Raw genomic sequence first — 22,940 nt, 5'->3', positions numbered from 1 at the left:
AGCTAAACATACAATTAACCAATTTAGGAGAAATTTATGGACTCAACCAGAAGAATGATACAGCAGTGGAGAACAGCGCTGATTGCAGAAATCCAGAAGTTGAAAGAATACGAAGGCAGAGGGATTTTCGTTCTCAAGGGCCAGCATTTAGCTTTCACCGAAGGAGGGGCTGTATACTGGCTCGTTATGGCTTATCCCGCAAAGCTGTTTCCCGGGGGAGCTGTGATATTTGAATATAACGGTAAGAAGGCAGAAGGAAATATACTGTCCTGTGAGGGAACAGATGTCATAGCAGAACTGGATATCGATCTAGGAGATGAAATTGGTAAAGGGGTTTTGCATAACGAACCTTGGGACCTTCTCAATAAATTAATTGAGAGGCTTGAAGAGATCGAAGAAGATCCACTTAAGCTGAAGACAATACAAAACGTCATGACCCCATCTGAGATAACCTATCACCCCAAGGGAAAAGCACAAAGTACTGTTCACGAGGCGGTATTAAGATCAAAGTACAATCCGGTGACCTATATTTGGGGACCCCCGGGAACAGGCAAAACCTACAATCTTGCACGAGCAGCAGCTTATCAATATGTTAATGGCAAAAAAATCCTTTTACTGTCCCACAGCAATGCTGCAATCGATGTTTTAACTCTAGAAATGTGTGAATTTCTGCAGGAAAAAGACAAATGGACAGGGGGAGAAGTGATCCGATATGGGCATCCTGAAAAAGAAGAAGTCCACACCCATCCAGAACTTAGTGCCGCAAAGCTTGCAGAATTGGATGATAGTATTACAGGGGAAAGGAAACGTAAGTTTGAAAAGAAAAGGTTCACACTAAAAAAGAGACTTTCGCAGAGTTTTACAGCAAAAGACTCGGCTAATCTTACAAAAATTGAGGTTGGACTGGCAAAAGTCAGAGAAAAGCTAAGAAAAAGGAAAGTATTTTTGTAGAGGAGGCACAGGTGGTAGCCACGACTTTATCTAAGGCAGCTACCGATCCAGTAATCTATAGTAACCATTTTGATCTGATCATTATTGATGAGGCCAGCATGGCTTATGCACCGCAAATTGCCTATGCAGCTACGCTTGGCACACGGGTTATCATTTGCGGAGATTTTAAGCAGCTTCCGCCTATCGCTGTATCCAGACATGGCTTGGTGGAGAAATGGCTGAAGCAGGATATCTTCCACCTGTCAGGAATAACCGATTGGGTGGAAAGAAGACTCGAGCATCCTCAATTAATGCTCTTGCCGATTCAAAGAAGGATGCATCCTGATATTTCCGCTTTCACAAATAAACAATTTTACCATTCTTTAGTCAGTGACCATCCTGAAACGCTCAATCAGCGGGCACATATTGCCAAGCGTTCCCCTTTTGCAAAACAGGCAGCGGTATTGATGTCTATGACTGATCATCTGCCCTGGTGTCATACAGACAGAGGCTCCCGCTGGAACCTTATGAACAGCCTGGCAGCGATACAGCTGATGCTGTCTGCCAATAAATCAGCAATAGATTCCATTGGTTATGCAACGCCTTACCGAGCACAGGCCAGATGGATGAACAGGGTTCTTCCTATCTTTTTTAACCAGCGAGATCTTTCGGTTTCTGCAGACATATTTGCATCCACCATTCATAAATTTCAAGGTTCTGAGAAGGACTTGATGATAGTTGATCTGACTGACAGCTATCCTCAAGAAAAAGCGGGGACCCTTCTTACCAAAATGGAAAGCGGCAGGCTTATCAATGTTTCGGTTACCAGGGCAAAGGGGAAATTTATTTTACTCGGAGACGATGGATATATTAAAAAAAATGTTCGCGAGGATAAGCCGATCAGGAAGCTGATCCACCACTTAGAGGAAAAAAGTAAACAATACAAAAGAGATACAGCCATTGTTTTTTCTCAAACACATACCAAAAGACTGCGGTGGTACGGTGTAAAAGAGAATGAAAAGCTGAAAAAAGATATTGCTGCTGCGAAGGATGTAGTTGTGTTGTCCTTTGAGAAGGCAGAGGATGTTTCCTTAGAAATATGGGAAGTCCTTAAAAGAAGAGAAAGTTATTTAACTATAATAATATTATGTAAACAAAAGGGGAAAATTCCATTGACAAGCTTCAAATATGACCCCAGGGATTTCTATCATCCTTTTATCGGGCTTGATAAGAAAGTTTTGTGGTTTGGAAGTTTTCATTCAGGAAATATGGACTATGAGGACTTTTCATACAGGCCAAGAGTATTTTCAAGTAAATTTTATAAAGCTTATGAGGAAACCTTGTATTAGTGGCTCTCGACTCTGATGTGCTTTCAAGCAGGGTAAATCCGGATCAATAGGATGATCGGGCACCAGGCAAATGAACAACAGCTGCAAATAGCCTTACCGTCATTTGCACTATATTTTATCGTATATTACAATTAATAATATGATGAATAATAAAGGAGGATAATGCCAAATGAACACAATTGCAGTATCCGTTGAGTTTTGCATGCAGTGAAACTACGCACCTAAAGCCGCGAGGTTCGCGGAAGAACTTTTTAGCCATTTTCGTTCAGACTTGGAAGAAATGAAATTGATTCCTTCCTCAGGCGGTGCTTTTGAAGTGACCGTTAATGGAAAGAGACTTTATTCTAAACTTGAATCCGGCATCTTTCCTGATGCTGATGAAATAATTAAACAAATCGAGAACGAGAAGTAAAGAAGGATCGGCTGCAATGGCCGATCCTTTTGGTGGTTCAGATTTGCCCCTGACATCGTATCACGGAAGGACCTGGTTTTTTATCGAGCGCTTTCAATATATGAATTTCAATAAATCCTTTTCGGAGATATAATCTAATTGGATTATATTTCAGTGAAAAAGGAAACTCAAGGGACCGTTTCCTTATAGTAATGTCATCTGCCGGCAGAATTTCTATTGAAAGAGTCTGCTCCTGTTTTTCGAGTTTCACTTCCTGCATTGTGAAATCAGACGGTGTTGCTTCCACTATATAAGCGTCAGTGGTATCAAACAGATCCACTCTGAATTGAGTTTCATCAAGCTTTGTTGTATAAGGATCAAGTAGCCAATCCTTCATCCATTGTTCCCACTCTTCTAAGGTGAACTCATCTCCCGTATTAGACATGATTTCCTCCATCTTTCCTAAAAGCACTATTCAATAAGGCAGCTGGCTGCTAGATGATAAACCCCTTATCCAGCTACAATCGGCCGGACAGCCTGGGTGGAACCGGAAATTAATCATGTCTGAAGCGTCAGAACCCTTATGAATACAGCTTTCCTTTTAAATAGTCTATTCGCTTTAGGTGAGGATGTGTGGGTGGTATAATGTGATTTATTCAGTGATTCATTCGGGAGGAAAGAATATGAAGGAACTGCTAAGGAAAATCCCTTCTATCCATGAAATTCAACAAGATATACTTTTCGATAAAATGGTTAGGGACGTCAATATTTCAATAGAACAGGGAACACAACTTATAAAAGAAGAAGTTGCAAGCATGAGGGAGAAAATCTTGAATGGAGCCTGGAACGGGCCGCTGCCAGGCAGTACAGATCTAAATGCCTATTTAATTCAAAAAGCTGAAAAAACTGCAGGGGAAAAATATGCTTATACCTTAAAGAAGGTCATTAATGCCAGCGGAACGATTTTACATACGAATCTGGGAAGGGCCAGATTAAGTGACACGGCCTCTCAGCATGTCATCGAAATAGCAGGCAACTACAGCAATCTGGAGTACGATATCAGTAGGGGGACAAGAGGTTCCCGGCACACTCATGCGGAAACTCTTATTAAAGAAGTAACCGGCGCAGAAGCCGCAATGGTTGTGAATAATAATGCCGCAGCAGTGTTCCTGATTTTATCTGCTATGGCAAAAGAAAAAGAAGTAATCGTATCTAGGGGGGAGCTTGTTGAAATAGGCGGTTCCTTCCGGGTTTCTTCCATAATGGAGGAAAGTGGGGCAATACTGGTGGAAGTTGGGACAACGAACAAGACTAGACAAGCTGATTATGCTGAAAATATAACCGAAAATACTTCTATGCTGATGAAGGTACATAGAAGCAATTTTGTTATAAAAGGATTTACTGAAGAAACAGAAACAGAGGAACTGGTGCAGCTTTCTTCAACCAACGAGCACGTTATCTTTTATGAGGATTTAGGCAGCGGCATGCTTTATGATTTAAAGAAGCACCGAATCGGATCGGAACCATTAGTAAAGGATGTCATCACCAAAGGAGCGGATATAGTCTCCTTCAGCGGCGATAAACTTCTTGGCGGTCCGCAAGCGGGAATCATTGCCGGAAAAAAAGAGTATATAGATATCTTGAAAAAACATCAGCTGGCACGTGTCCTTCGTGTTGATAAAATGACGCTTGCGGCATTGGAAGGAACACTGATTGACTACTTAAAAGGCAACGAAAGCAACATTCCTGCTTATAGGTCACTTTTAATTGATGCCGAGGAATTAAGACTTATTGCAGAAGATCTAAAATCCTTTTTGGAAGAAAGGACTAGCAATTTTTCTGCTATTGTCAAACGAGATAAAAGCCAGGTAGGCGGAGGAACAATGCCAGATGTGGAACTGGATACTTACGTCCTTTCCCTCAAACATAAATTTCTTGACGCATCACAATTAGAAAGAGCTTTCCGCACGGCTGCTATCCCGATCATCGGCAGAATTCAGCATGAGGAATTTTTGCTGGATTTCAGGGCTGTTAATGAAAGTGAAACAGCATTGATTTGCCAGTTCTTTTTGCAATTGGATGAGATTTCAGCAGCTACTGTTGAATGATTTTACTAAAAACAGTCCCCTTATGAGGGACTATTTTTAGTTACATATCATGGTGCTGGTTATGTTTTTGCCTGGTATGATTATGATTTTTGACTTTTTTAGATCCACTTAATGGTTCAGGTTGTCCTGAAGGCTGCCCTTTAGTTGAATTTCGACGCATATCTTTTCCATCATTTTTGTTCATTTTACATCCCTCCTAAAGGTAGAGTGCGGAATTTTTGATCTAGATATACATCCAGGAATTCCTAATTGAGCATTGAATTTAGGTGCCTTTTCAATTGGCAGTTACAGCTTCTTCTTCAGGGAAATTGAATAGTTCTTAGTCTGAAGGTACGCCTGTTTCCTGCATAACAGAATCAAAAGTGCACCTCTCAGGACAGAAGTGCCCCAAACATCATACATATCTGGCCATAAACCAGTCTCTCCTGACCGAAAAAACTCCCTCCTTAATCCTTCTGCCAAATGGAGGCATGTATAACCTCTTGTATAAAAGGAGAATATAACAATGGATAATTTCTGAAGGAGATGACGTTATATGCCGTACCATAAAAATAAACAGCAGGCATTTCAGGCAGCTCAACAAGGTCACGAAGAAGTACAGGATGCTGTCAATGAGCTAGTTTTGGAAGGTGCAGATTACGGTCACCAGCTCGCCCATTTAAAGAACGAAGTCAATGAGGCTTACCAGCAGATAGAGAACGCTCTTGAAACAGCATCTGAACATCAGCGCGAACAGCTTGAAAAGATGAGGGGAGATCTCTCATCCGTAATGCAGAAGGTAAACCAGGATTAGAACTGAACCATTTAAATAGCAGGATCCTTATCCATTGATCCGGTGTGAAAATCTCGAAAGCAGGATTTCCCTTAAAAGACAGACGCTCCTCTCGAAAGGCGAGAGGAGCGCTTTTTGAGTATCCAGGGTAATTAAGGATACTCCTTTTTTGTTGATATTCCGAGAGACATGGATGTCACGTAAAGCTTCTGCCTTAATTAAAGGGACACAGCAGTTTTTATTGAAAATGCAAGGCCTTTCAATTGAGTATTTGTAGCACTATTTGTTACTATATAGTTGAAATTGTTTGATTATTGGTTTTTCTTGCGCTTTTTGTTGTTTTGTTTTTGTGCGGCAGTCAAAGGTTCATTAGAGAACTCTTCATTATATCCAGCACCAGTACCTTGAGCTTTGGCAGCATTCATGCCTTCTCGGATATGATTTGCTTTTCTTTTGGCCATTGAAGTCACCTCCCCTTCAGCTTATGTTTCCCGGGGCAGGTTATCCTATTAGTGAAAAGCCATTAATTTTATTTTCTCAGGATAATAAATCACTCACTTGGAACATTGAGTAATTCCATAGCAAATGTGATTTATCAGCTTTTACAAACAACAAAAAAGGCTAAGATGAATTACTCATAAGAAAAACTTATCAAACACAATAACTTTCTTGATATTTACTTATGTAATCGCTTGTATTAAGATGTTAATGTGAACAAAGTTGAAAAAAACAGAATCAAACTTTTCAGCGCACGTAAAATCGTTACAATCTCTAAGAGGGGGAATCGAGATGGCGAAAGACGTATTTAACTCCCGTTCTTCATTCGAAGCAGCTGGGAAACGCTATCATTTTTATCGTTTGAAAGCATTAGAAGAGGCGGGCGTAGCAAAGGTTTCACGCTTACCTTACTCAGTTAAGGTACTGCTTGAATCAGTGCTGCGTCAATTTGACGGCCGTGTAATCAACAAAGAGCATGTGGAAAACCTTGCAAACTGGGGTTCTGCAGATGTTCAGGAGGCTGAAGTACCATTCAAGCCTTCACGTGTAATCCTACAAGATTTCACAGGTGTTCCAGCCGTGGTAGACCTGGCTTCACTGCGTAAGGCAATGGCTGACATCGGCGGAAACCCTGACAAAATCAATCCTGAAATTCCGGTTGATCTGGTAATTGACCACTCGGTACAGGTTGATAAATATGGTACAGCTGACTCTCTTGCAGTCAACATGGACCTTGAATTCGAACGAAATGCAGAGCGTTACCAGTTCTTAAGCTGGGCTCAAAAAGCATTTAAAAATTATCGTGCTGTACCGCCGGCAACTGGTATTGTCCACCAGGTTAACCTTGAGTATCTTGCTAATGTCGTTCATGCAGTCGAGAATGAAGACGGTGAATTTGAAACTTATCCTGATACACTTGTCGGTACTGACTCCCATACAACAATGATCAATGGCATCGGTGTACTTGGATGGGGTGTAGGTGGTATTGAGGCAGAAGCAGGAATGCTTGGACAGCCTTCATACTTCCCGATTCCTGAAGTTATCGGCGTGAAGATGACAGGAGCACTTCCTAATGGTGCAACTGCAACTGACTTGGCTCTTAAAGTGACTCAGGTCCTTCGCAAAAAAGGGGTTGTCGGCAAGTTTGTCGAGTACTTCGGAGAAGGGGTTGCAACACTTCCGCTTGCTGACCGCGCGACAATTGCCAACATGGCTCCGGAATACGGTGCGACGTGCGGATTCTTCCCGGTTGACGCAGAGTCCCTTGACTATATGCGTTTGACTGGCCGTTCAGAAGAGCATATTAACGTAGTGGAACAATATTTGAAAGAAAATGATATGTTCTTCACACCTGATAAAGAAGATCCAATCTACACAGATGTAGTAGAGATTAACTTATCTGAAATTGAGCCAAACCTTTCTGGTCCTAAACGACCACAAGATTTGATTCCGCTTTCTGAAATGAAGCCTTCATTCCATGAAGCGATTACAAATCCTGAAGGAGTTCAAGGATTTGGTCTTACTGAGAACGAAATCGATAAGAAAGCTTCTTATACTAATCAAAACGGCGAAGAAGTGAAAATCCCAACTGGCGGCATCGGTATCGCTGCAATTACGTCTTGTACGAACACTTCCAATCCTTACGTAATGCTTGGTGCAGGTCTTGTTGCTAAAAAAGCAGCAGAAAAAGGAATGATCGTGCCGGATTATGTTAAAACTTCATTAGCACCTGGTTCTAAAGTAGTTACAGGCTATCTTGAAGATTCAGGCTTGCTTGAACCGCTTGAAAAACTTGGATTTAACCTTGTAGGTTATGGGTGTACAACATGTATCGGTAACTCAGGCCCATTACGCCCAGAGATTGAAAAAGCTGTGGCGGAAGCTGACCTGCTTCTTACATCAGTTCTTTCTGGTAACCGTAACTTTGAAGGGCGTATCCATCCGCTTGTAAAAGCAAACTATCTTGCTTCACCTCCTTTGGTGGTGGCATATGCGCTTGCCGGAACAGTGGATATCGATCTTCAAAAAGATTCACTTGGTAAAGATAAAGATGGCAACGACGTCTTCTTTGCCGATATCTGGCCGACACAGGATGAAGTGAAGGACGTTGTGAAGCGCACTGTAACGCCTGAATTGTTCCGCAGAGAGTACGAAAATGTATTCAACGATAACAAACGCTGGAACGAAATTCAGACTAGCAACGAACCATTGTACAGCTTTGATGATGAATCAACTTACATCCAAAATCCGCCGTTCTTTGAAGGGTTAGCTGAGACTCCTGAGGACATCCAGGCACTGGATGGTTTGAAAATCGTTGGTAAGTTCGGTGACTCAGTAACAACTGACCACATTTCGCCTGCCGGTGCAATCGGTAAAGATACACCTGCCGGTAAACACCTGCGCAGCAAGGGCGTGGAGCCTCGCGACTTCAACTCTTATGGTTCACGTCGAGGCAACCACGAAGTGATGATGCGTGGAACTTTTGCCAATATCCGTATCAGAAACCGCATTGCTCCAGGAACTGAAGGCGGATATACAACATACTGGCCTGAAGATGAAGTAATGGCGATGTATGATGCTTGCATGAAATACAAAGAGCAAGGAATCGGCCTGGCTGTTCTTGCAGGGAAAGATTACGGAATGGGATCTTCTCGTGACTGGGCTGCCAAAGGTACAAACCTTCTTGGAATCAAAACAGTTATCGCAGAAAGCTACGAGCGTATCCACCGTTCGAACCTTGTCATGATGGGCGTTCTTCCGCTTCAATTCAAGAGGGACGAAAATGCTGATACACTTGGCTTGAAAGGTACAGAGTCCATCTCTGTAGACCTTAATAATAATGTGAAACCTCGTGATGTGGTGAAAGTAACTGCAACTGACGAAGATGGCAACAAAACTCATTTCGAAGCTCTTGTCCGTTTCGACTCTGAAGTTGAAGTTGATTACTATCGTCACGGCGGTATCCTGCAAATGGTATTGCGTGATAAATTAAAAGCATAATACTCCAAAAAAACATCCGTACTCCACCTGGAGACGGGTGTTTTTTTTATGAATCCTTTCCCAGCTAAGTAGGGAAAGAGTATTAAGGGGAATAATCCAACTCTCAAATAGTGAAATCAGCAATTCGACTAATAAAAACTGACAAGCCTTCATAAAATGAAAGTAATAGTATATTGGAGGGCTGTCAGTGAAAAAGCTGATTGGAATATTGTTGATGATCTCTTTTTTGTTCGTGATCTACCTGGAAAATACATCACTTTCTTCTATGAGGAAGTGGAGTGACAGTGAACATGCAAATGCTGGGGAATTACTTGTGAACAGCACACTGGCAAGTGACACTCCCGACCGGCTTCCCGGTCCAGCGATAGGTAAACTTGCTCCGGAATTCTCCTTGAACACATTATCTGAGGAATCCATATATTTAACGGATTATAGAGGAAAAAAAGTCTTGATTAATTTTTGGGCAGCATGGTGTGCTCCATGTACTAAGGAACTTCCTGCACTTGAAGCGTTTAAAAAAGCAAATACAGGGGTAGAAGTGCTATCAATCAACATAGATCCTGAAGATCGGGCAAAGGAGTTCGCGGAGAAAGCTGGAGTTTCGTTTCCGGTCCTATTGGATGAAGATGATAAGGTGAACGAAGCATATGGAGTAATCTCGATTCCAACTACCATATTAATAAACGAAGAAGGTTTTGTCGTAAACAAACAAATCGGTGCCCTGGACGAAGAAGGATTTCATGTTTTCGTTCAATGATGCAAGTCTACCCTACAGACCTTTTATTTATTTAAGGTGCTCTTCGTAAACTTTGCTGCTTATTAAACATGAATTTGGTGAGATAACGCCAAATTTCCCCTGCTATATCCTGGGAAGAATTAAAGAAAAGAGCTACTCACTCAGAATAAAGAGAAAAACTCTACTATCCGGAGATTTTCGAAAGCAGCAATTTATGAGTAAACAGCCTTAATTAACCTTTCTGTATAAAACAGTTTTACTCGCAGGCTGCTCTTGGTGGACTGTTCAGAGAGTTATTCATTATGGCTAGTATCTCTGTGAGTAAACCCATTGTACGAAAACCCTCGCTTTTTAAAAATTTTTGAAAATTTAATTATAATTACGGCAGTGTCTGTCCATAATAGGAGTAAACTATGACAGAAGAGAGGGTATACTGATGCGAAAACCTAGAAAAAAGTCATTTGCCGATTTAGTTAATGAAAATAAACAAGCTTTGATGATGGACGCAGAAGCCATTAATGCCATTGAAGAAAGAATTGAATCAAGATTGGAAATCAAGCGAATGGATAAAGCTGAGTAACATAAAATTTTTTATGCCAGTGCAGGCAGGATTAACTAATGAAACAACACTCATATCTTCTCTCCCTTTGGAAATTCTAATGACTAAGGGAGGGATTTTTTTATGAGCAATCCAAAAAGAAGCAGTGAACATTTTGTGCCGAATCATATAGGAACTCAGCCCCGTAAAGCAGGCGGAAATAAAGGGAAACAAATGCAGGACAAGTCAGGGAAACACGCACAGGTAATCCAGACAAAAGGTGAATGACCTCAAAAGATCAACACTTACTTGAAGGAGGAACTAACATGGCTGAACAGCAAAACAGACCTAATCCGGATGACCGCAGTGATAATGTAGAAAAACTTCAAAGCAAGGTATTCCATACCATTCAGAACATGGAGAGAGCCGAAGAATCCATGGCGTATACAGATAGTGAAGAACAGCTTCAGTCTATTCAATCCAAGAATGAACGAAGACGCGAGAGTATAGATGCGTTCAGAAGTGAATTGAAGGATGAAGCGGCTTTTCAAAAAAATGGACAAAATAATCAGTACAACTAAATTTCAGCTGCCGGTAATTACCCGGCAGCTTCTTCTATGGACAGTGCTTCAAATATGATAAAATTGGTAGTGAATTTTTATTAAGGTAAGGTGAATTAATGTGTACATATCAGAAAAAACAATAGAAGTACGATACGCGGAAACAGATCAAATGGGAGTAGTCTATCATGCAAACTATTTAGTCTGGATGGAATTAGGCAGAACCAAGCTGATAGAAGATCTTGGTTTTAGATACGCAGATATGGAAAAGGACGGAATTATTTCTCCTGTAATGGATATTGAAATCAGTTACAAACGCCCTGTAAGATATGGTGAAGAAGCAATCGTTAAAACATGGATAGAATCCTATGATGGACTTAGGGTCACATATGGGTATGAGATAGTAAATGAAAAAGGAGAATTATCTGTAACAGCTGCATCTAAGCATGTATGTGTAAAGAAAGATACATTCCGGCCGATATCAGTTAAGAGACATTATCCTGAATGGCATAAGGCTTATGAGAATGCAAAAAAATAATCACAAAGGTTTTGAGATGGAATGGCATTTGGGATTAACAGAAAAGATTTGAGAGAGTGGAAACAAGAAATAGATAATGGAAAAATTGCATTTCTTACACATTATTGGCTAGATGAGCGATTTCCCGATTGTAAAACGGTAACAAAAGCAGGAGCCAAAGATATAGACCAGCTTGCAGAATGGGGAAAGAAATATGGTTTGAAACGAGAGTGGATTGATGACCGCAAGAAGGAATATCCACACTTTGATCTTTTAGGAGACAAGCAAAAAATGATTCTTGAAAACGAAAATCTTCACAGTCATTTGAACAGGTTTTTTCGATAAAATTCTTGCTTGGTCATATTTTTTTGATCAAGCATACTTACTAAGCTAAAAGTCCATACTAGAATTTATTAATTTTGCTGCCTTTACTTGGAGTGTTCGGAAAGGACGTACCCAACAATAATTCAATCTATTTGAAATTTGTCGAAAAATGACATATTGACTTACTATGATAATAAGAGTACGTTCTACTTATCTATTAAATTAATTACTGGAGTACTATATGACTAAAATGAAAGTTTACCAGCACAAGCTTATTGATAATATCAGGAAGCAATTATCAGACTGGCTTAGTTCTAATAATGAAATCCATTACTCAGAAGTCTTGAGGTTTTTTCATTCCATAAGCGGAACCGCACCTACCATTAAATTAGAGGAGATTGGGAGGCTGGCGTCTGAGTCGATGAAGATAGTGGAAAGGAGGGGGGATACCGGTTGGAATAGAAAGAACATCCAGGAAATCATTTCCCCTCTTTTGAAAGAGTGTTATCAGTTTGAGTATGAGAATGAAATTGATTTCCCCATAATGTCTGACCTCAATAAAAAAGAAAGATTGTATTTCTCGTGGAAAATGATACCAGCTTTCTCATTTTTATTAAAGATTATCTTGAAAAAAGGGGCTTTCATGTTTTTGGATTTACTGATGCGGATAAGGCTATATCTGCATTATATGACGTGAAACCTGACTGTATCCTTCTCGATTTATTCCTCGGTGACCGAAATGGGCTTGACACCCTGTCACATATTACCAAAACTGTACAAAAACAATACGTACCTGTAGTGATGTTGTCGGAAAACGATTCAGACAGCCTGCGGATGGAGAGTTATCAGAAAGGCGCAGATGATTTTATCCAAAAGCCTTTCTTATTAGAGGAACTTTTCATACGGGTAAACAGGCAAATTGAAAGAAAAGGATTCGTCGATCACTTGATTCTGGTGGATGAACTGACAAGATTATATAACCGTAAATATCTGCGTAACTCCTTTTCCCAGTTATGTGCCAAGCAGTGGGAAGATGAGTTGGCCGTCTCGATTGCTTTCCTTGATATTGATTACTTCAAGAAGGTTAACGATCAGTATGGCCATCTGACTGGGGATACCGTACTGAAAGAATTCTCGCTTTTTGTTCTACAAAGAATTAGGCCTGAAGATATTCTGATCAGGTATGGAGGGGAGGAGTTTGTCCTCCTTTCTCCTGATACCTCTGCCCAGAGAGGAAAAGTGCTCCTTGAAAAAATTCTAAAAGAATTCTCGGCCTATACTTTTAAAGCTGAAGGCGGCCAGGAGTTCACCTGTACTTTTTCATCAGGTGTTGTGGAAGTGGATGGCTCCGTATCGACATCCCTTTCCTACTGGCTTGATATGGCAGATCTAGCTCTTTATCAGTCAAAAGAAAATGGACGCAGCCAAGTAACCATTTTTGACAGAAAAATGTCTTCCTCACAGAAAGCTGTACCAATGGCTCTGCTGGAAGATGATCCTATCATGCAGGTGCTTCTTTCCAATACGATCAAGCAGACGGCCTCTGAGTATAAAATACCTATTGAAATCTCTAAGTTTGAAAGCGGCGAGCAATTTTTGGAGAGCGGTTGGATGGACCAAAACCATAAGGGAATGGTACTGCTCAATATCTTTATGGACGGGATGAGCGGCATAGAGACATTGAAAAAAGCCGATTTTAGCCACTTTACGGTTCTAATGCTATCTGCTGAAACAAGAAAGACAGAGATGATACAAGCTATAGAGCTGGGTGTGGCTGATTATGTCATTAAACCATTTTCCATTAAATCGCTTGAAAACAAGATTCATTTTTATCTGAATAAATTGCTCGATCATTCCTAAGGAGATGTGAAATGAAACAGATACTTTTAGCCGAAGATGAAGATGTCCTTCGTACTCTTATCATGGATACCTTGGAGGACGAAGGCTATGAAATCCACGAGGCGTGTGATGGGGAGGAAGCTGAATCCCTGGCTGCCTCAAAAAAATTCGATCTCATATTACTGGACTATATGATGCCTGCCAAAACAGGGTTGGAGGTCATCAGCAGTATTAGAAAAGAGTGTATTAATAAAGAAACGAAAATCATGATGCTGACGGCCAAGAGCCAGAAATCCGATGAAAAGATGATTCTGGAAGCGGGCGCAGACTATTTCCTGTCTAAGCCTTTCAGCCCTATGATGCTTATGGAAAAAGTGGAGGAAATTTTATCAGAAGATGAATAGTTACTTTCAAACAAGTTTATCAAAGCGTTTCGCCTACCTGATGATTTTATTTATCTTTTTATTCCTAATAGGCGCTATCATTATACTAATTATACAGTTCAAGATTGAACAGGATTTTCAGGCGAAAAATGATCTGGCTGAACAAAAAGAAGAAATTATAATAGACATTGATGAAAGCTTCAATCAGGCCATTATGGATGTCCGTGGATATATAGCTTTCGGAAATGAGAGGTTAAGGGAGACGGCTGTCGAACAGCAGGAGGAAATCCAGAGGCAGCTTGCCAGTTTTAGTGAACTTCCGCTAACAAGCAAGGAGCAGCTCTTTCTTCAAGAAATGAATTCTTTCTATATGCACTATTTTGAGGAAATGCTTCCTCCTACTTTAGAAGACTACAAACTGGGAGACATGGAGGCAATAGTCAACCGGGCAAACGATTCTGCTACTGCTCAGATTCAAACCTTCCAAAGTAATTTGAATCGTTACCGCTTAACCCTTGATGATCTAGTGGAAGAGAACAGCGAAAGACTGGCCGCCATTTATCATAGAATGCAGTGGATCATGTTTACTTTTGTTCTTTTTATGTTGATTGTCTTGTTATCTATCACCCGTATCAGCCTGAACAGGATTGGGAAACCATTGAGTGAACTGGCGATCGCCGCTGATAGAGTCAGTAATGGAGAAGATTCGAAAATCATTTTGACACAAGATAAGAGGAACGACGAGATTTCTGTCTTGAAAAGCAGCTTCATCAAAATGTTTTCCTCGATTAAAGAAAATGAACAGCGATTAATTGACAACAATGATGAGCTTTCTGAACAGCAGGAAGAGCTGCAGGCTCAACAGTTCGAGCTTGAAAACCTTCTTGGACAAATGGAGAATAGGGAAAATCAGCTGCGCCACAGAAATGAACTCATAAACAGCTTATCTAATTCCTTGGATAAGCATAAGGTGTTAAACGCTATAGTAAGGGGATTCTCAGGGGTTCTTCATGCGGACAGAGGATTGGTAGTCCTTCTTGATTCAGAAATGACCTTTGCAAAATGGGGAGTGTCATCAGAAGGTGCGGAACAATTCATTAACTCCCTGACAAAAGGGATAATAGAAAGGCTGCAGGAAGAAAAAGAAGGATTTGTGATCAAAAGGAGAATTTCCCGTGAAGAAAAAGGTATTCATTATGAAGAGCAGCCTTGCTGGGATTTGTATCTCCCAGTTTTATCTCATTTGGGTGAGATTGAAGCTGTCATGGTTTACACACGTTTTTCAGAAGGGTATTCTTCAGAGGAAATTCAAGAGTATTTTTCGCTGTCTAAACAAGTTTCTATTTCTTTGGAGAAGATCAAGGTATACGAAGCTTCAGAAGCAGACCGTATTATGAATAATGATATATTGAACACAATCCATGAAGGAATCCAACTTCTCGATACAAAGGGACGGATCCTTCACATAAATGATACCTTTTGTTCCATTTATGGATGCATCAATCCCAAACAAGAAATAGAAAAGTTGTTCTCACAATGGTTTGAGGGTATACGGAATAAGGTCGAAAATCCAGATGATCTTCTGGGTTTTGTCAATAATTTGTTTACTAGTGAAAAGAGTGTTTCTAAACAGACTCAATACAAACTTATCAATGGTCAAGAGAAGATGGTACAGGTATACGCTGAACCTTTGTACAGAAACGAAGTTCTTTCAGGCTGGGTTTTGGTTCACAGGGATTTCTCGAAAGAATATGAGGCGGACCAGATGAAGAATGAACTCGTTAGTACTGTATCTCATGAATTGCGAACCCCGCTTGCAAGTGTTCTTGGTTATACAGAACTGTTGATTAATCGCGAATTAAGGCCTGAGAGACAAAAGAAGTATTTAAATACTATTTATCAGGAAGCTGCCAGGCTTACAGCGCTCATCAATGATTTTCTTGATGTTCAGCGGATGGAGTCAGGAAAGCAGACCTATGATAAAAAGTATGAGTCTCTAACTCCTATATTAAAGAAAGTAATAGAGGGGCTAAGGATCAACACTAAGCTGCATGATATTCAATTTGTCAGTGAATCCGAGGATGATTTTGTGCTGGGGGACAGAGATAAACTCCTGCAGGTCTTCCAAAATCTCATTCAAAATGCTGTAAAATATTCGCCGGACGGCGGGAACATTATGATTAAATTGAAGACCATTTCAAATGACCTCCATGTTTCCGTTAGGGATGAAGGACTTGGCGTGCCTGAAGATGCCATACCTGCCCTTTTCACCAAATTTTTCCGTGTAGATAACTCTGACAGAAGAAAAATCGGAGGAACTGGTCTTGGGCTTGCTATAGCAAAAGAGATTATTAAAGCACATGATGGAGATATAACTCTAGACACAGAACTAGGCAAAGGAAGTACCTTTTCTGTAATTCTTCCCAAGGTCACAGGTATTACTGTAACAGATTCAGCGACTTACTTCTCGGAAGCTGATGGGAAGAGGGTCGTTGTGGTGGAAGACGATCAGCAGCTGGCTTCACTGCTGTCCAATGAACTGACGGAGAGCGGGTTTATCATCAAAACCTTTTCTAAGGGGGAAGCCGCCTTGAAGTTTATCAGTGATAATCCACCTGATGCCATCGTTCTTGATATTATGTTAAGCATGTCGGACATGGATGGTCTTGATATCCTCCAAGCAGTTAAGGCAGATCCGAAGCTCAACGGGATTCCGGTGTTCGTCTCGACTGCACTGGACGAACGGGAAAAGGTGATGGCACTGGGAGCTGAAGGGTTCTTGGTAAAGCCTTACTCACCAAGCAAGTTGTCCACAATGGTCTTAAATAATCTTAAAAAGTAAGGCTGTTTTCGTGAACTTTGTTGCTCACCGCCCGCCCCGCGGAGTCGTGCCGCTGGAGCGGAAATCCAACACTCTTCAACAACAACAACCTTTGCGAAAAAAGCAAAAAATTAAGAAAGAAGTGAAGGCGGGATTATCCAGCCTTCACTTCATTTATTTCTTATATTCATAAGAGGGCTCGTGAAGTTCATCATTAAAATTAACGTGGAGATCATGCTCCATAAAGAACCATAGGTCATTTTCTTCAATAAAGAAAGTCGTTCCATCCACTTCTTTTTTTGTGCCCATATCAATGGGCTCTTCTTTATTCACTCCTAAAGAGAATGATTCGTGGAGGGGGCTTGACCCGCCATACCGGACATAGAAACGGATGAAATCCCCTTCTTCAATATCCATTTCTTCTTTAAACCAATTTAATGCTTTATCAGAAAAAGAAATATTCATTGTTATGCTCCTTTCTTTTCGCTGTCTTCGTCTATTATATGATGTTTCCCTTTTCTTCAGCCAATCATCGGCTCATAGGAGTGAAATTAATGGAAGGAGGCATACTCTCCGTGTTATCTTAAATACTAATACATATTAATAAAGGAGTTGAAAAGATTGACCAACCTTAAACTCTTTATCATCATAGGAGCGGGTATATTTGGGGGCTTGGCTATTATGACTTTTATTCAGCTGAAACCTGATTACAGAATTGAAGCACTAGTATTCATTGCCATAACTGCGGCTGTATACGCTGCACTGCTCTGGCTTTTCCAAAAGGGCTTGAAAAAGGCATTTACGACAACAGTGTTTGTACTGGCTCTCCTAGCAGTTACAGCTGTCATGTTCCACCATGTACTGTTTCCTGCCCCTCATTAACACAAAAATCCTGCCCTTACCTGGTGGGAACTGAAAAAAGTCCAATACTAATTATTAAGGCAGAATCGCTCACTTTAAAGAGCGATTCTGCCTTTTTCAGTTCAGGCTCCTGATTTCCGTTCCAGGTGCACGACTCCGCGGGGCGGACGAAAAGTGGAAGCGCTGAAACTGGATTGCGGGGTCTCACCTGTCCCGCTAGTCCCGCAGTAGATCGTGCACCTTCCACTCCAATTAACGGGAGAAAAAAGCCGTCTTTCATTCCTTTAATAGAGTGAAGAGACGGCTTTTACTTCCTTTATGATTCAGTGGCAACCTTACCCGGGCAGGATTTTTGGTGTTTCATTACTCGTTGCTCATCACATGGGAGACCATTTCTTCTTCGGGAAAGGAAACCAATCCGCTTTGATGGGCTGCATTTAGTGGAAGGATGCGGTAGTTTTCATATCGTGATTGAGTGACAAATGTAGGTTGAAAGCCAATTTCGGGAAACGAGATTCGTTTACCATTTTCATCAATTACCTTTTGTACAGTAATATTGGCAATGCCCCCTATATTTTTGAGTTCACCTTCCTGGCCGGATAGGAAATTTCCTAATGAATAGATAACGACAGCCTCACGTCCATCTTCTGTTGTCATTTTTTCAATGGGCTGAAGCACATGCGGGTGATGGCCGATAAGCAAATCCACACCGGCATTGGTCAGCTCCCGGGCGAGCATTTCCTGGGTATCATTAGGATATCTTTCATATTCGTTACCCCAGTGGGCAGCGAGTATGACCATATCCACCCCGAGCTCTTTTGCTTTTTTTATATCACTCTTCATTAGTTCTAAATCGATCAGGTTAACGAGATAGTCCTGCCCTTGAGGAACAGGGATCCCATTCGTCCCATAAGTATAAGCAAGCAAAGCAAAGGAAATCCCGTTAACATTAAATGTCCTGATGTCTTTACGATCTTCTTCATTCTTAAACGACCCAGTATAAGGCATGCCGATTTCTTCATAATGGGATATTGCGCTTAGGGCTCCTTTCGCCCCTTTATCCAATGTGTGATTGTTTGCCGTGGTTACCGCATCTACACCAAGTTTTTGCAGGGCATCGACAATTTCATATGGACTGTTGAAGGCAGGATAGCTTGAAACACCCAGATGAGCCCCTCCAGGCAGCGATTCCTGATTGGCAATCATAAAATCAGGGCTTTGCAAAAAAGTCTCTACATCTTGGAACATAGGCATAAAATCATACGTTCCGCCTTCTTCGGCATCTTCATAGACAGTATTATGAAGAAGGACATCACCGATTGCGCCAATGACAGCCTGGCTTGTATAAGTCTTTTCCTTAAGAGCACTTTGTATAGTGGAGTGCGGGATTGGAGGACGATTCTCCCCTGAAGTATCCTCTGCCGATCTAAACTGGCTTAAAAGCAAGGCTGAGGCAGTAAAGACCAGGATAACAACTATAGTAGAACCCCATAAAACCTTTTTGTTCATTATTCAACCAACTTCTCTCTGCTTAATATATATCAGTATAATAGTCCTTCTTATCCATTATAGTGCTCGAGAGCACATAAATAAACAGATAATTGTAAAAAAATGCTGGCGAAAAATGAGTTTTTATAATCTTTTGAGGGGCACTTAAGGAAGAGATAATTATGCTGCAGAGATTAGTCTCCACTAGATGACATCGTGGTGGTGAGGGAGGCACGGATTAGAGAATACCCCGCCATAAAGTCAATCCTTAATTAAACCTGCCGTTAAAATTGCAGCTTAACGCTTAGGACTAAAGCACTCTTATTAAAAAAGCGCATAAAAAATGCCATAAACTGTTTGATTGGGTTTATGGCATACTGACCTATCTTTTAAACGAAAGCCAGGTGATTCTTGGCTCTGTTTTGTTAATGATTCGGCTGATATTGGCTCTATGCCTGTAGACAACGAAGAAAGAAAGGGCACCGATAACGATGATCAGCGGGATGTCTCCTGTGAATAATGAGTAGATGAACGCAAATATTGCTACAAGAATAGACGAAAGAGATACATATTTCGTTAAGAATAAACAAAAGAAAAATACGAGCAGCAATAAGACGAATAAAATTGGAACATATCCAAGAAGAACACCGCCCGAGGTCGCCACTGCTTTTCCGCCCCGGAAGTTAGCGAAAACAGGATACATATGACCGATAACCGCCGCTACACCAGCGATCAGCATATGAAGTTCTGAATCAAATAGAAGCGGAAGCAGCACTGCAGCTGTTCCTTTCAGGATATCCATGATTGTCACGACCATCCCGGCCTTTATTCCGAGAGTCCTGAAGCTGTTGGTCCCGCCAAGATTGCCGCTTCCATGCTCCCTGATGTCTTTACCGAAGAAAGCCTTCCCGATAATTAATCCTGATGGAATCGAGCCTAATAAATATGCCAGTACAATGATAAGTGCAATGATCACTATTACAACCCCTTTAACCTGAATTCCGTTAATGTTATAAGGTTAACGGCTTTTTATATGAGTAAACATTATTTTACCATGAAAACAGACAGTTTGGGAGAGACGATGGTAAAAATTATGACCAGCTATAATAAGTTGCTGATATTAGTCCGCCCAAGATGTTGAAAATAATAAAGTCATTTGTCGTATGCTTTTATTAATACGCTCTTTTCGCAAGAATGCGGCTGCTCTAATAGTAAGGGATTTCCGCTCCAGGCGCACTACTCCGCAGGGCGTGCGGTGAATTAAAAAGCAGAAGCGGCCGTTCAGCGACGTACAGATTTCAGGGCTCTCGTATGAAAAGGAATCACGAAGAGCTTAAGCGGTTCGATGATGACTTATCGCAAGGAGAGAGACCGAAATCTGCTAGTCGGTGGCCGCTGGAGCTAGATTGGCCTCCTCGGTTTTGCCTGTATAAAAAGTGGAAGCGCCCTGGTTAGCTCCGACAGGTAAATGTTCCGAAGAGAAAAAAAGGCGGTTTTCCTTTTATTCTCTTCGGGTTATTTGTCACCGAGGAGCTGGGCGCTGGAACTGGATTGGGGTCTCACCTGCCCGCTTTTCCCGCAGGAGAATCGTACCCTTCCACTCCAATCCACCTGCGTAAAAAGGTGAGGAGGGGAGAAGTATTCAAGGGCAATAATATTTCATAAAAGAGCTTATTACAAAGCTGTTTTCTTAAATCACAAATGCAGACTTTCCCACTAAAGCTTCTCTTTCTGATTGAAAGAGAAGCTCTTTTCTTATGCAACCGATTCTTCTAGTGAGTTAAGCCGATTTTTTTCATTTTTATATCTAATAGCAACAAAGTTTATGAAGAGAGACCAATTAAATGAAATTAAAGTACCATCAACTACCAATGGATTGTGCTAGAATGGAGGGTAGATTTTCAAGAATGAGGTGCAGCAGCGATGAAAATATTTCTTACTGGCCTGCAATGGATGGCCTTTATGGTTGCTGGTTCAATAGCGGCTCCCATAGCAATTGCAGATCTTTTTAATCTGCCCGCTTCTGAGACGGCGGGCTTTATCCAAAGAACCATGTTTGTATTGGGCGCAGCCGGAGTGCTGCAGGCGTTAATTGGTCATAGGATGCCAATTAACGAAGGTCCAGCTGGTTTATGGTGGGGAGTATTCGCCATCTATGCCGGATTTGTCGGAACAATATATGGAACCGGAGGGGAAGTCCTTCAGCTTCTGCAGGGAGGCATGCTTGTCAGTGGATTGTTCTTCTTTATATTCGCGGTGACAGGAGGGCTCTCAAAGCTCACAAAATTGTTTACGCCGACTATTACCTTTATCTATCTGCTGCTGTTGATTTTTCAGCTCAGCGGATCATTCATTAAAGGAATGTTGGGCTTGTCAGGGGAACAGCCCACCATTGATTTAACCATCCTGGCTGGAAGCTTGTTCACTTTTTTTCTGACATTATACTTATCCAATCATAAAGTATCCTGGATCAAGCGGTACTCGATCATTTTTTCGTTGATTATTGGGTGGCTGGTATTTATCTTGATAGGAAAGACAGGGAGTGTTCCGGAAAAGACTGGAGAAATAGTATCGCTTCCTGGAATTTTTGTGTTTGGTCTGCCCAAATTCGATCTAGGAATCATCATTACTTCCTTCTTCATAACCTTATTGTTAATCACTAATATGATTGCTTCTATTCGGGTGATGGAAGAAGTTATGAACAGGAATAATATGAAGCTACACAAAAGGTATAATAGCGCTGGGACCGTATCAGGAATCAACCAGGTACTGGGAGGACTTTTCTCTGCAGTGGGGTCTGTTCCGATTTCCGGTGCAGCAGGTTTCGTTTCAGCGACAGGGATTCTATCGATCGTTCCCTTCGTGATAGGTGCATCGCTTGTTGTGGTCATAAGTCTTTTTCCTGATATTATGAACATTTTAGCTACACTGCCAGCTCCGGTTGGTTATGCGGTTACCTATGTAATTTTCATCAACATGGTTGGCCTGGCTCTTGGAGAATACAAAAAAGGGGAAAACTCAGAGAGGTCCAATTTTGCAGCGGGAGTCGCTCTGATTGCAGGTGTGGGGTTGATGTTTGTTCCTCCAACAGCTTTTGAAGGCGTGCCGGCAGTAGCTGCTTCAATTTTGAATAACGGATTGATCATCGGGACGATTGCCGCCATTGTGGTAGAGCAGGTTCTGATAAGGAAGGGAAAAAAGTAGCAGGTCATTAAATGGATAATGAGCACCAGCCGGAATTAATACAGGCTGGTGCTTTTTATTGATGATCTTTAAGGGTTCCGGGAGGGGGGCAGCGAGTTTGTTGCGAGGTATAGAAAATCTCCTTTCATGAGCGATCAGCAGATTTCCCTGACATTTCTACAGAAGGTTTACCTGTGGAGGACATGTATAATCTAAAATAAGCGGAATTTTTCCGGCTAAGCTGCTATTGCATTCGATACGGGGTATATAACCGGAATTATTCCGCTTTAGTACGGCAGAATGGCTCATTTTTACATATTTTTAGCAGTTAAGCGGAATTTCTCCGCTTATTTCTTAAAATTTATTCATTGGGGATAAATTACTGATGAAACTAATTAGTGGATCTTTTTGTCCGATGCCGGTAAGAGAGGCTTCAAAGCCGCAGAGCAATCCGCCAGTACTCACTGGTGGTTTTGATTTTTTGGCTGTGTGGATTCAGTTCAAGGAAGATGAATCTGCGGGACATACTGTAAAGCAACGGAAACAAACCAACAAATCGAAGTAATGTTGACTTATCGAGAGAGAGGTTGAATGCTTAGCTTGGAAAGATGCCCTTATCTAAGCGACTTTCCTCGTTTAACT

General features: G+C 41.3%; 24 protein-coding genes and 1 pseudogene. 19 read left to right on the top strand and 6 right to left on the bottom strand.

What is annotated here, in order from left to right; translation table 11 throughout:
• Positions 1 to 36: 36 nt before the first annotated feature.
• The 3 genes and pseudogenes from B9Z54_RS26205 to B9Z54_RS11475 all read left to right on the top strand — a co-directional run.
• A complete protein-coding gene (locus B9Z54_RS26205) occupies positions 37 to 951 on the top strand; it encodes an AAA domain-containing protein (RefSeq protein ID WP_113928543.1) in 915 nt (304 codons plus the stop codon).
• 11 nt (positions 952 to 962) lie between these two features.
• The gene (locus B9Z54_RS11480) at positions 963 to 2,279 is read left to right on the top strand and encodes a DEAD/DEAH box helicase (RefSeq protein WP_113928542.1); all 1,317 of its coding nucleotides are present in this window, start codon (positions 963 to 965) and stop codon (positions 2,277 to 2,279) included.
• Between the two features lie 223 nt (positions 2,280 to 2,502).
• A pseudogene (locus tag B9Z54_RS11475) lies at positions 2,503 to 2,691 on the top strand (Rdx family protein); the annotation flags it as partial.
• Positions 2,692 to 2,728: 37 nt separating this feature from the next.
• On the opposite strand, the gene B9Z54_RS11470 reads toward B9Z54_RS11475, so the two are convergent.
• A complete protein-coding gene (locus B9Z54_RS11470) occupies positions 2,729 to 3,115 on the bottom strand; it encodes a hypothetical protein (protein WP_113928540.1) in 387 nt (128 codons plus the stop codon).
• A 238-nt stretch (positions 3,116 to 3,353) separates the two neighbouring features.
• Between B9Z54_RS11470 and selA the strand changes: the two genes are divergently transcribed.
• Positions 3,354 to 4,778, top strand: coding sequence for an L-seryl-tRNA(Sec) selenium transferase (gene selA / locus B9Z54_RS11465; RefSeq protein ID WP_113928539.1), 1,425 nt, complete (start codon positions 3,354 to 3,356; stop codon positions 4,776 to 4,778).
• 40 nt (positions 4,779 to 4,818) lie between these two features.
• Here selA and B9Z54_RS11460 read toward each other — a convergent pair whose 3' ends face one another.
• Complete coding sequence (locus tag B9Z54_RS11460; RefSeq protein ID WP_113928538.1) at positions 4,819 to 4,962, bottom strand: small acid-soluble spore protein P; 144 nt, start codon at positions 4,960 to 4,962, stop codon at positions 4,819 to 4,821.
• 351 nt (positions 4,963 to 5,313) lie between these two features.
• Between B9Z54_RS11460 and B9Z54_RS11455 the strand changes: the two genes are divergently transcribed.
• On the top strand, positions 5,314 to 5,571 hold the full coding sequence (locus tag B9Z54_RS11455; protein WP_113928537.1) for a hypothetical protein: 258 nt from the start codon (positions 5,314 to 5,316) through the stop codon (positions 5,569 to 5,571).
• 290 nt (positions 5,572 to 5,861) lie between these two features.
• Here the strand turns inward: B9Z54_RS11455 and sspO are convergent, their stop codons facing one another.
• A complete protein-coding gene (sspO, locus tag B9Z54_RS11450; RefSeq protein WP_113928536.1) occupies positions 5,862 to 6,011 on the bottom strand; it encodes a small acid-soluble spore protein O in 150 nt (49 codons plus the stop codon).
• A gap of 328 nt (positions 6,012 to 6,339) precedes the next feature.
• Between sspO and acnA the strand changes: the two genes are divergently transcribed.
• From acnA to B9Z54_RS11400, 11 genes are all read left to right on the top strand, one after another.
• A complete protein-coding gene (gene acnA / locus B9Z54_RS11445; RefSeq protein WP_113928535.1) occupies positions 6,340 to 9,048 on the top strand; it encodes an aconitate hydratase AcnA in 2,709 nt (902 codons plus the stop codon).
• Between the two features lie 187 nt (positions 9,049 to 9,235).
• Positions 9,236 to 9,805 carry a TlpA family protein disulfide reductase gene (locus tag B9Z54_RS11440; protein WP_113928534.1) on the top strand — a complete coding sequence of 190 codons (570 nt, stop codon included), beginning with the start codon at positions 9,236 to 9,238 and terminating at the stop codon, positions 9,803 to 9,805.
• A gap of 415 nt (positions 9,806 to 10,220) precedes the next feature.
• Positions 10,221 to 10,364: an FbpB family small basic protein gene (locus B9Z54_RS11435; RefSeq protein WP_113928533.1), complete on the top strand. Its 144-nt coding sequence runs from the start codon at positions 10,221 to 10,223 to the stop codon at positions 10,362 to 10,364.
• A 102-nt stretch (positions 10,365 to 10,466) separates the two neighbouring features.
• The gene (locus tag B9Z54_RS11430) at positions 10,467 to 10,610 is read left to right on the top strand and encodes an acid-soluble spore protein N (protein ID WP_113928532.1); all 144 of its coding nucleotides are present in this window, start codon (positions 10,467 to 10,469) and stop codon (positions 10,608 to 10,610) included.
• A gap of 38 nt (positions 10,611 to 10,648) precedes the next feature.
• Complete coding sequence (tlp, locus tag B9Z54_RS11425; RefSeq protein WP_113928531.1) at positions 10,649 to 10,903, top strand: small acid-soluble spore protein Tlp; 255 nt, start codon at positions 10,649 to 10,651, stop codon at positions 10,901 to 10,903.
• A gap of 100 nt (positions 10,904 to 11,003) precedes the next feature.
• Entirely contained in the window at positions 11,004 to 11,420 is a 417-nt protein-coding gene (locus tag B9Z54_RS11420; RefSeq protein ID WP_113928530.1) for an acyl-CoA thioesterase, read from the top strand.
• A gap of 21 nt (positions 11,421 to 11,441) precedes the next feature.
• Positions 11,442 to 11,744 (top strand): hypothetical protein, encoded by a 303-nt coding sequence (locus B9Z54_RS11415; RefSeq protein WP_113928529.1) that lies wholly within the window; start codon positions 11,442 to 11,444, stop codon positions 11,742 to 11,744.
• A 220-nt stretch (positions 11,745 to 11,964) separates the two neighbouring features.
• The gene (locus tag B9Z54_RS24820) at positions 11,965 to 12,420 is read left to right on the top strand and encodes a hypothetical protein (RefSeq protein WP_162785181.1); all 456 of its coding nucleotides are present in this window, start codon (positions 11,965 to 11,967) and stop codon (positions 12,418 to 12,420) included.
• Entirely contained in the window at positions 12,306 to 13,583 is a 1,278-nt protein-coding gene (locus B9Z54_RS11410; protein WP_113928528.1) for a GGDEF domain-containing response regulator, read from the top strand. The genes B9Z54_RS24820 and B9Z54_RS11410 overlap by 115 nt, the downstream gene beginning before the upstream one ends.
• 11 nt (positions 13,584 to 13,594) lie before the next feature.
• Positions 13,595 to 13,966: a response regulator transcription factor gene (locus tag B9Z54_RS11405; RefSeq protein WP_113928527.1), complete on the top strand. Its 372-nt coding sequence runs from the start codon at positions 13,595 to 13,597 to the stop codon at positions 13,964 to 13,966.
• Complete coding sequence (locus B9Z54_RS11400) at positions 13,959 to 16,787, top strand: ATP-binding protein (RefSeq protein WP_113928526.1); 2,829 nt, start codon at positions 13,959 to 13,961, stop codon at positions 16,785 to 16,787. Before B9Z54_RS11405 ends, B9Z54_RS11400 begins: the two co-directional genes overlap by 8 nt.
• A 153-nt stretch (positions 16,788 to 16,940) precedes the next feature.
• On the opposite strand, the gene B9Z54_RS11395 is transcribed toward B9Z54_RS11400, so the two are convergent.
• Positions 16,941 to 17,231 (bottom strand): HesB/YadR/YfhF family protein, encoded by a 291-nt coding sequence (locus B9Z54_RS11395; RefSeq protein WP_113928525.1) that lies wholly within the window; start codon positions 17,229 to 17,231, stop codon positions 16,941 to 16,943.
• A 156-nt stretch (positions 17,232 to 17,387) separates the two neighbouring features.
• Here B9Z54_RS11395 and B9Z54_RS11390 point away from each other — a divergent pair, with 156 nt between their 5' ends.
• Positions 17,388 to 17,648, top strand: coding sequence for a hypothetical protein (locus tag B9Z54_RS11390; protein WP_113928524.1), 261 nt, complete (start codon positions 17,388 to 17,390; stop codon positions 17,646 to 17,648).
• A gap of 342 nt (positions 17,649 to 17,990) precedes the next feature.
• Here the strand turns inward: B9Z54_RS11390 and B9Z54_RS11380 are convergent, their stop codons facing one another.
• A complete protein-coding gene (locus B9Z54_RS11380) occupies positions 17,991 to 19,136 on the bottom strand; it encodes a CapA family protein (RefSeq protein ID WP_113928522.1) in 1,146 nt (381 codons plus the stop codon).
• Positions 19,137 to 19,497: 361 nt separating this feature from the next.
• Positions 19,498 to 20,091 (bottom strand): glycerol-3-phosphate 1-O-acyltransferase PlsY, encoded by a 594-nt coding sequence (gene plsY / locus B9Z54_RS11375; protein ID WP_113928521.1) that lies wholly within the window; start codon positions 20,089 to 20,091, stop codon positions 19,498 to 19,500.
• Between the two features lie 947 nt (positions 20,092 to 21,038).
• On the opposite strand from plsY, the gene B9Z54_RS11370 reads away from it, so the two are divergent.
• Both B9Z54_RS11370 and B9Z54_RS11365 read left to right on the top strand, forming a co-directional pair.
• Complete coding sequence (locus B9Z54_RS11370; RefSeq protein WP_113928520.1) at positions 21,039 to 22,319, top strand: purine/pyrimidine permease; 1,281 nt, start codon at positions 21,039 to 21,041, stop codon at positions 22,317 to 22,319.
• Positions 22,320 to 22,683: 364 nt separating this feature from the next.
• Positions 22,684 to 22,863, top strand: a complete 180-nt coding sequence (locus tag B9Z54_RS11365; RefSeq protein ID WP_113928519.1) for a hypothetical protein — start codon at positions 22,684 to 22,686, stop codon at positions 22,861 to 22,863.
• Positions 22,864 to 22,940 lie beyond the last annotated feature (77 nt).

The organism is Bacillus sp. P14.5 (genome assembly GCF_003316765.1).
GTDB lineage: Bacteria > Bacillota > Bacilli > Bacillales > Bacillaceae_B > Rossellomorea.
Note: the sequence above shows the minus strand (reverse complement) of the source record. Positions and strands in the feature narration are given on the sequence as shown.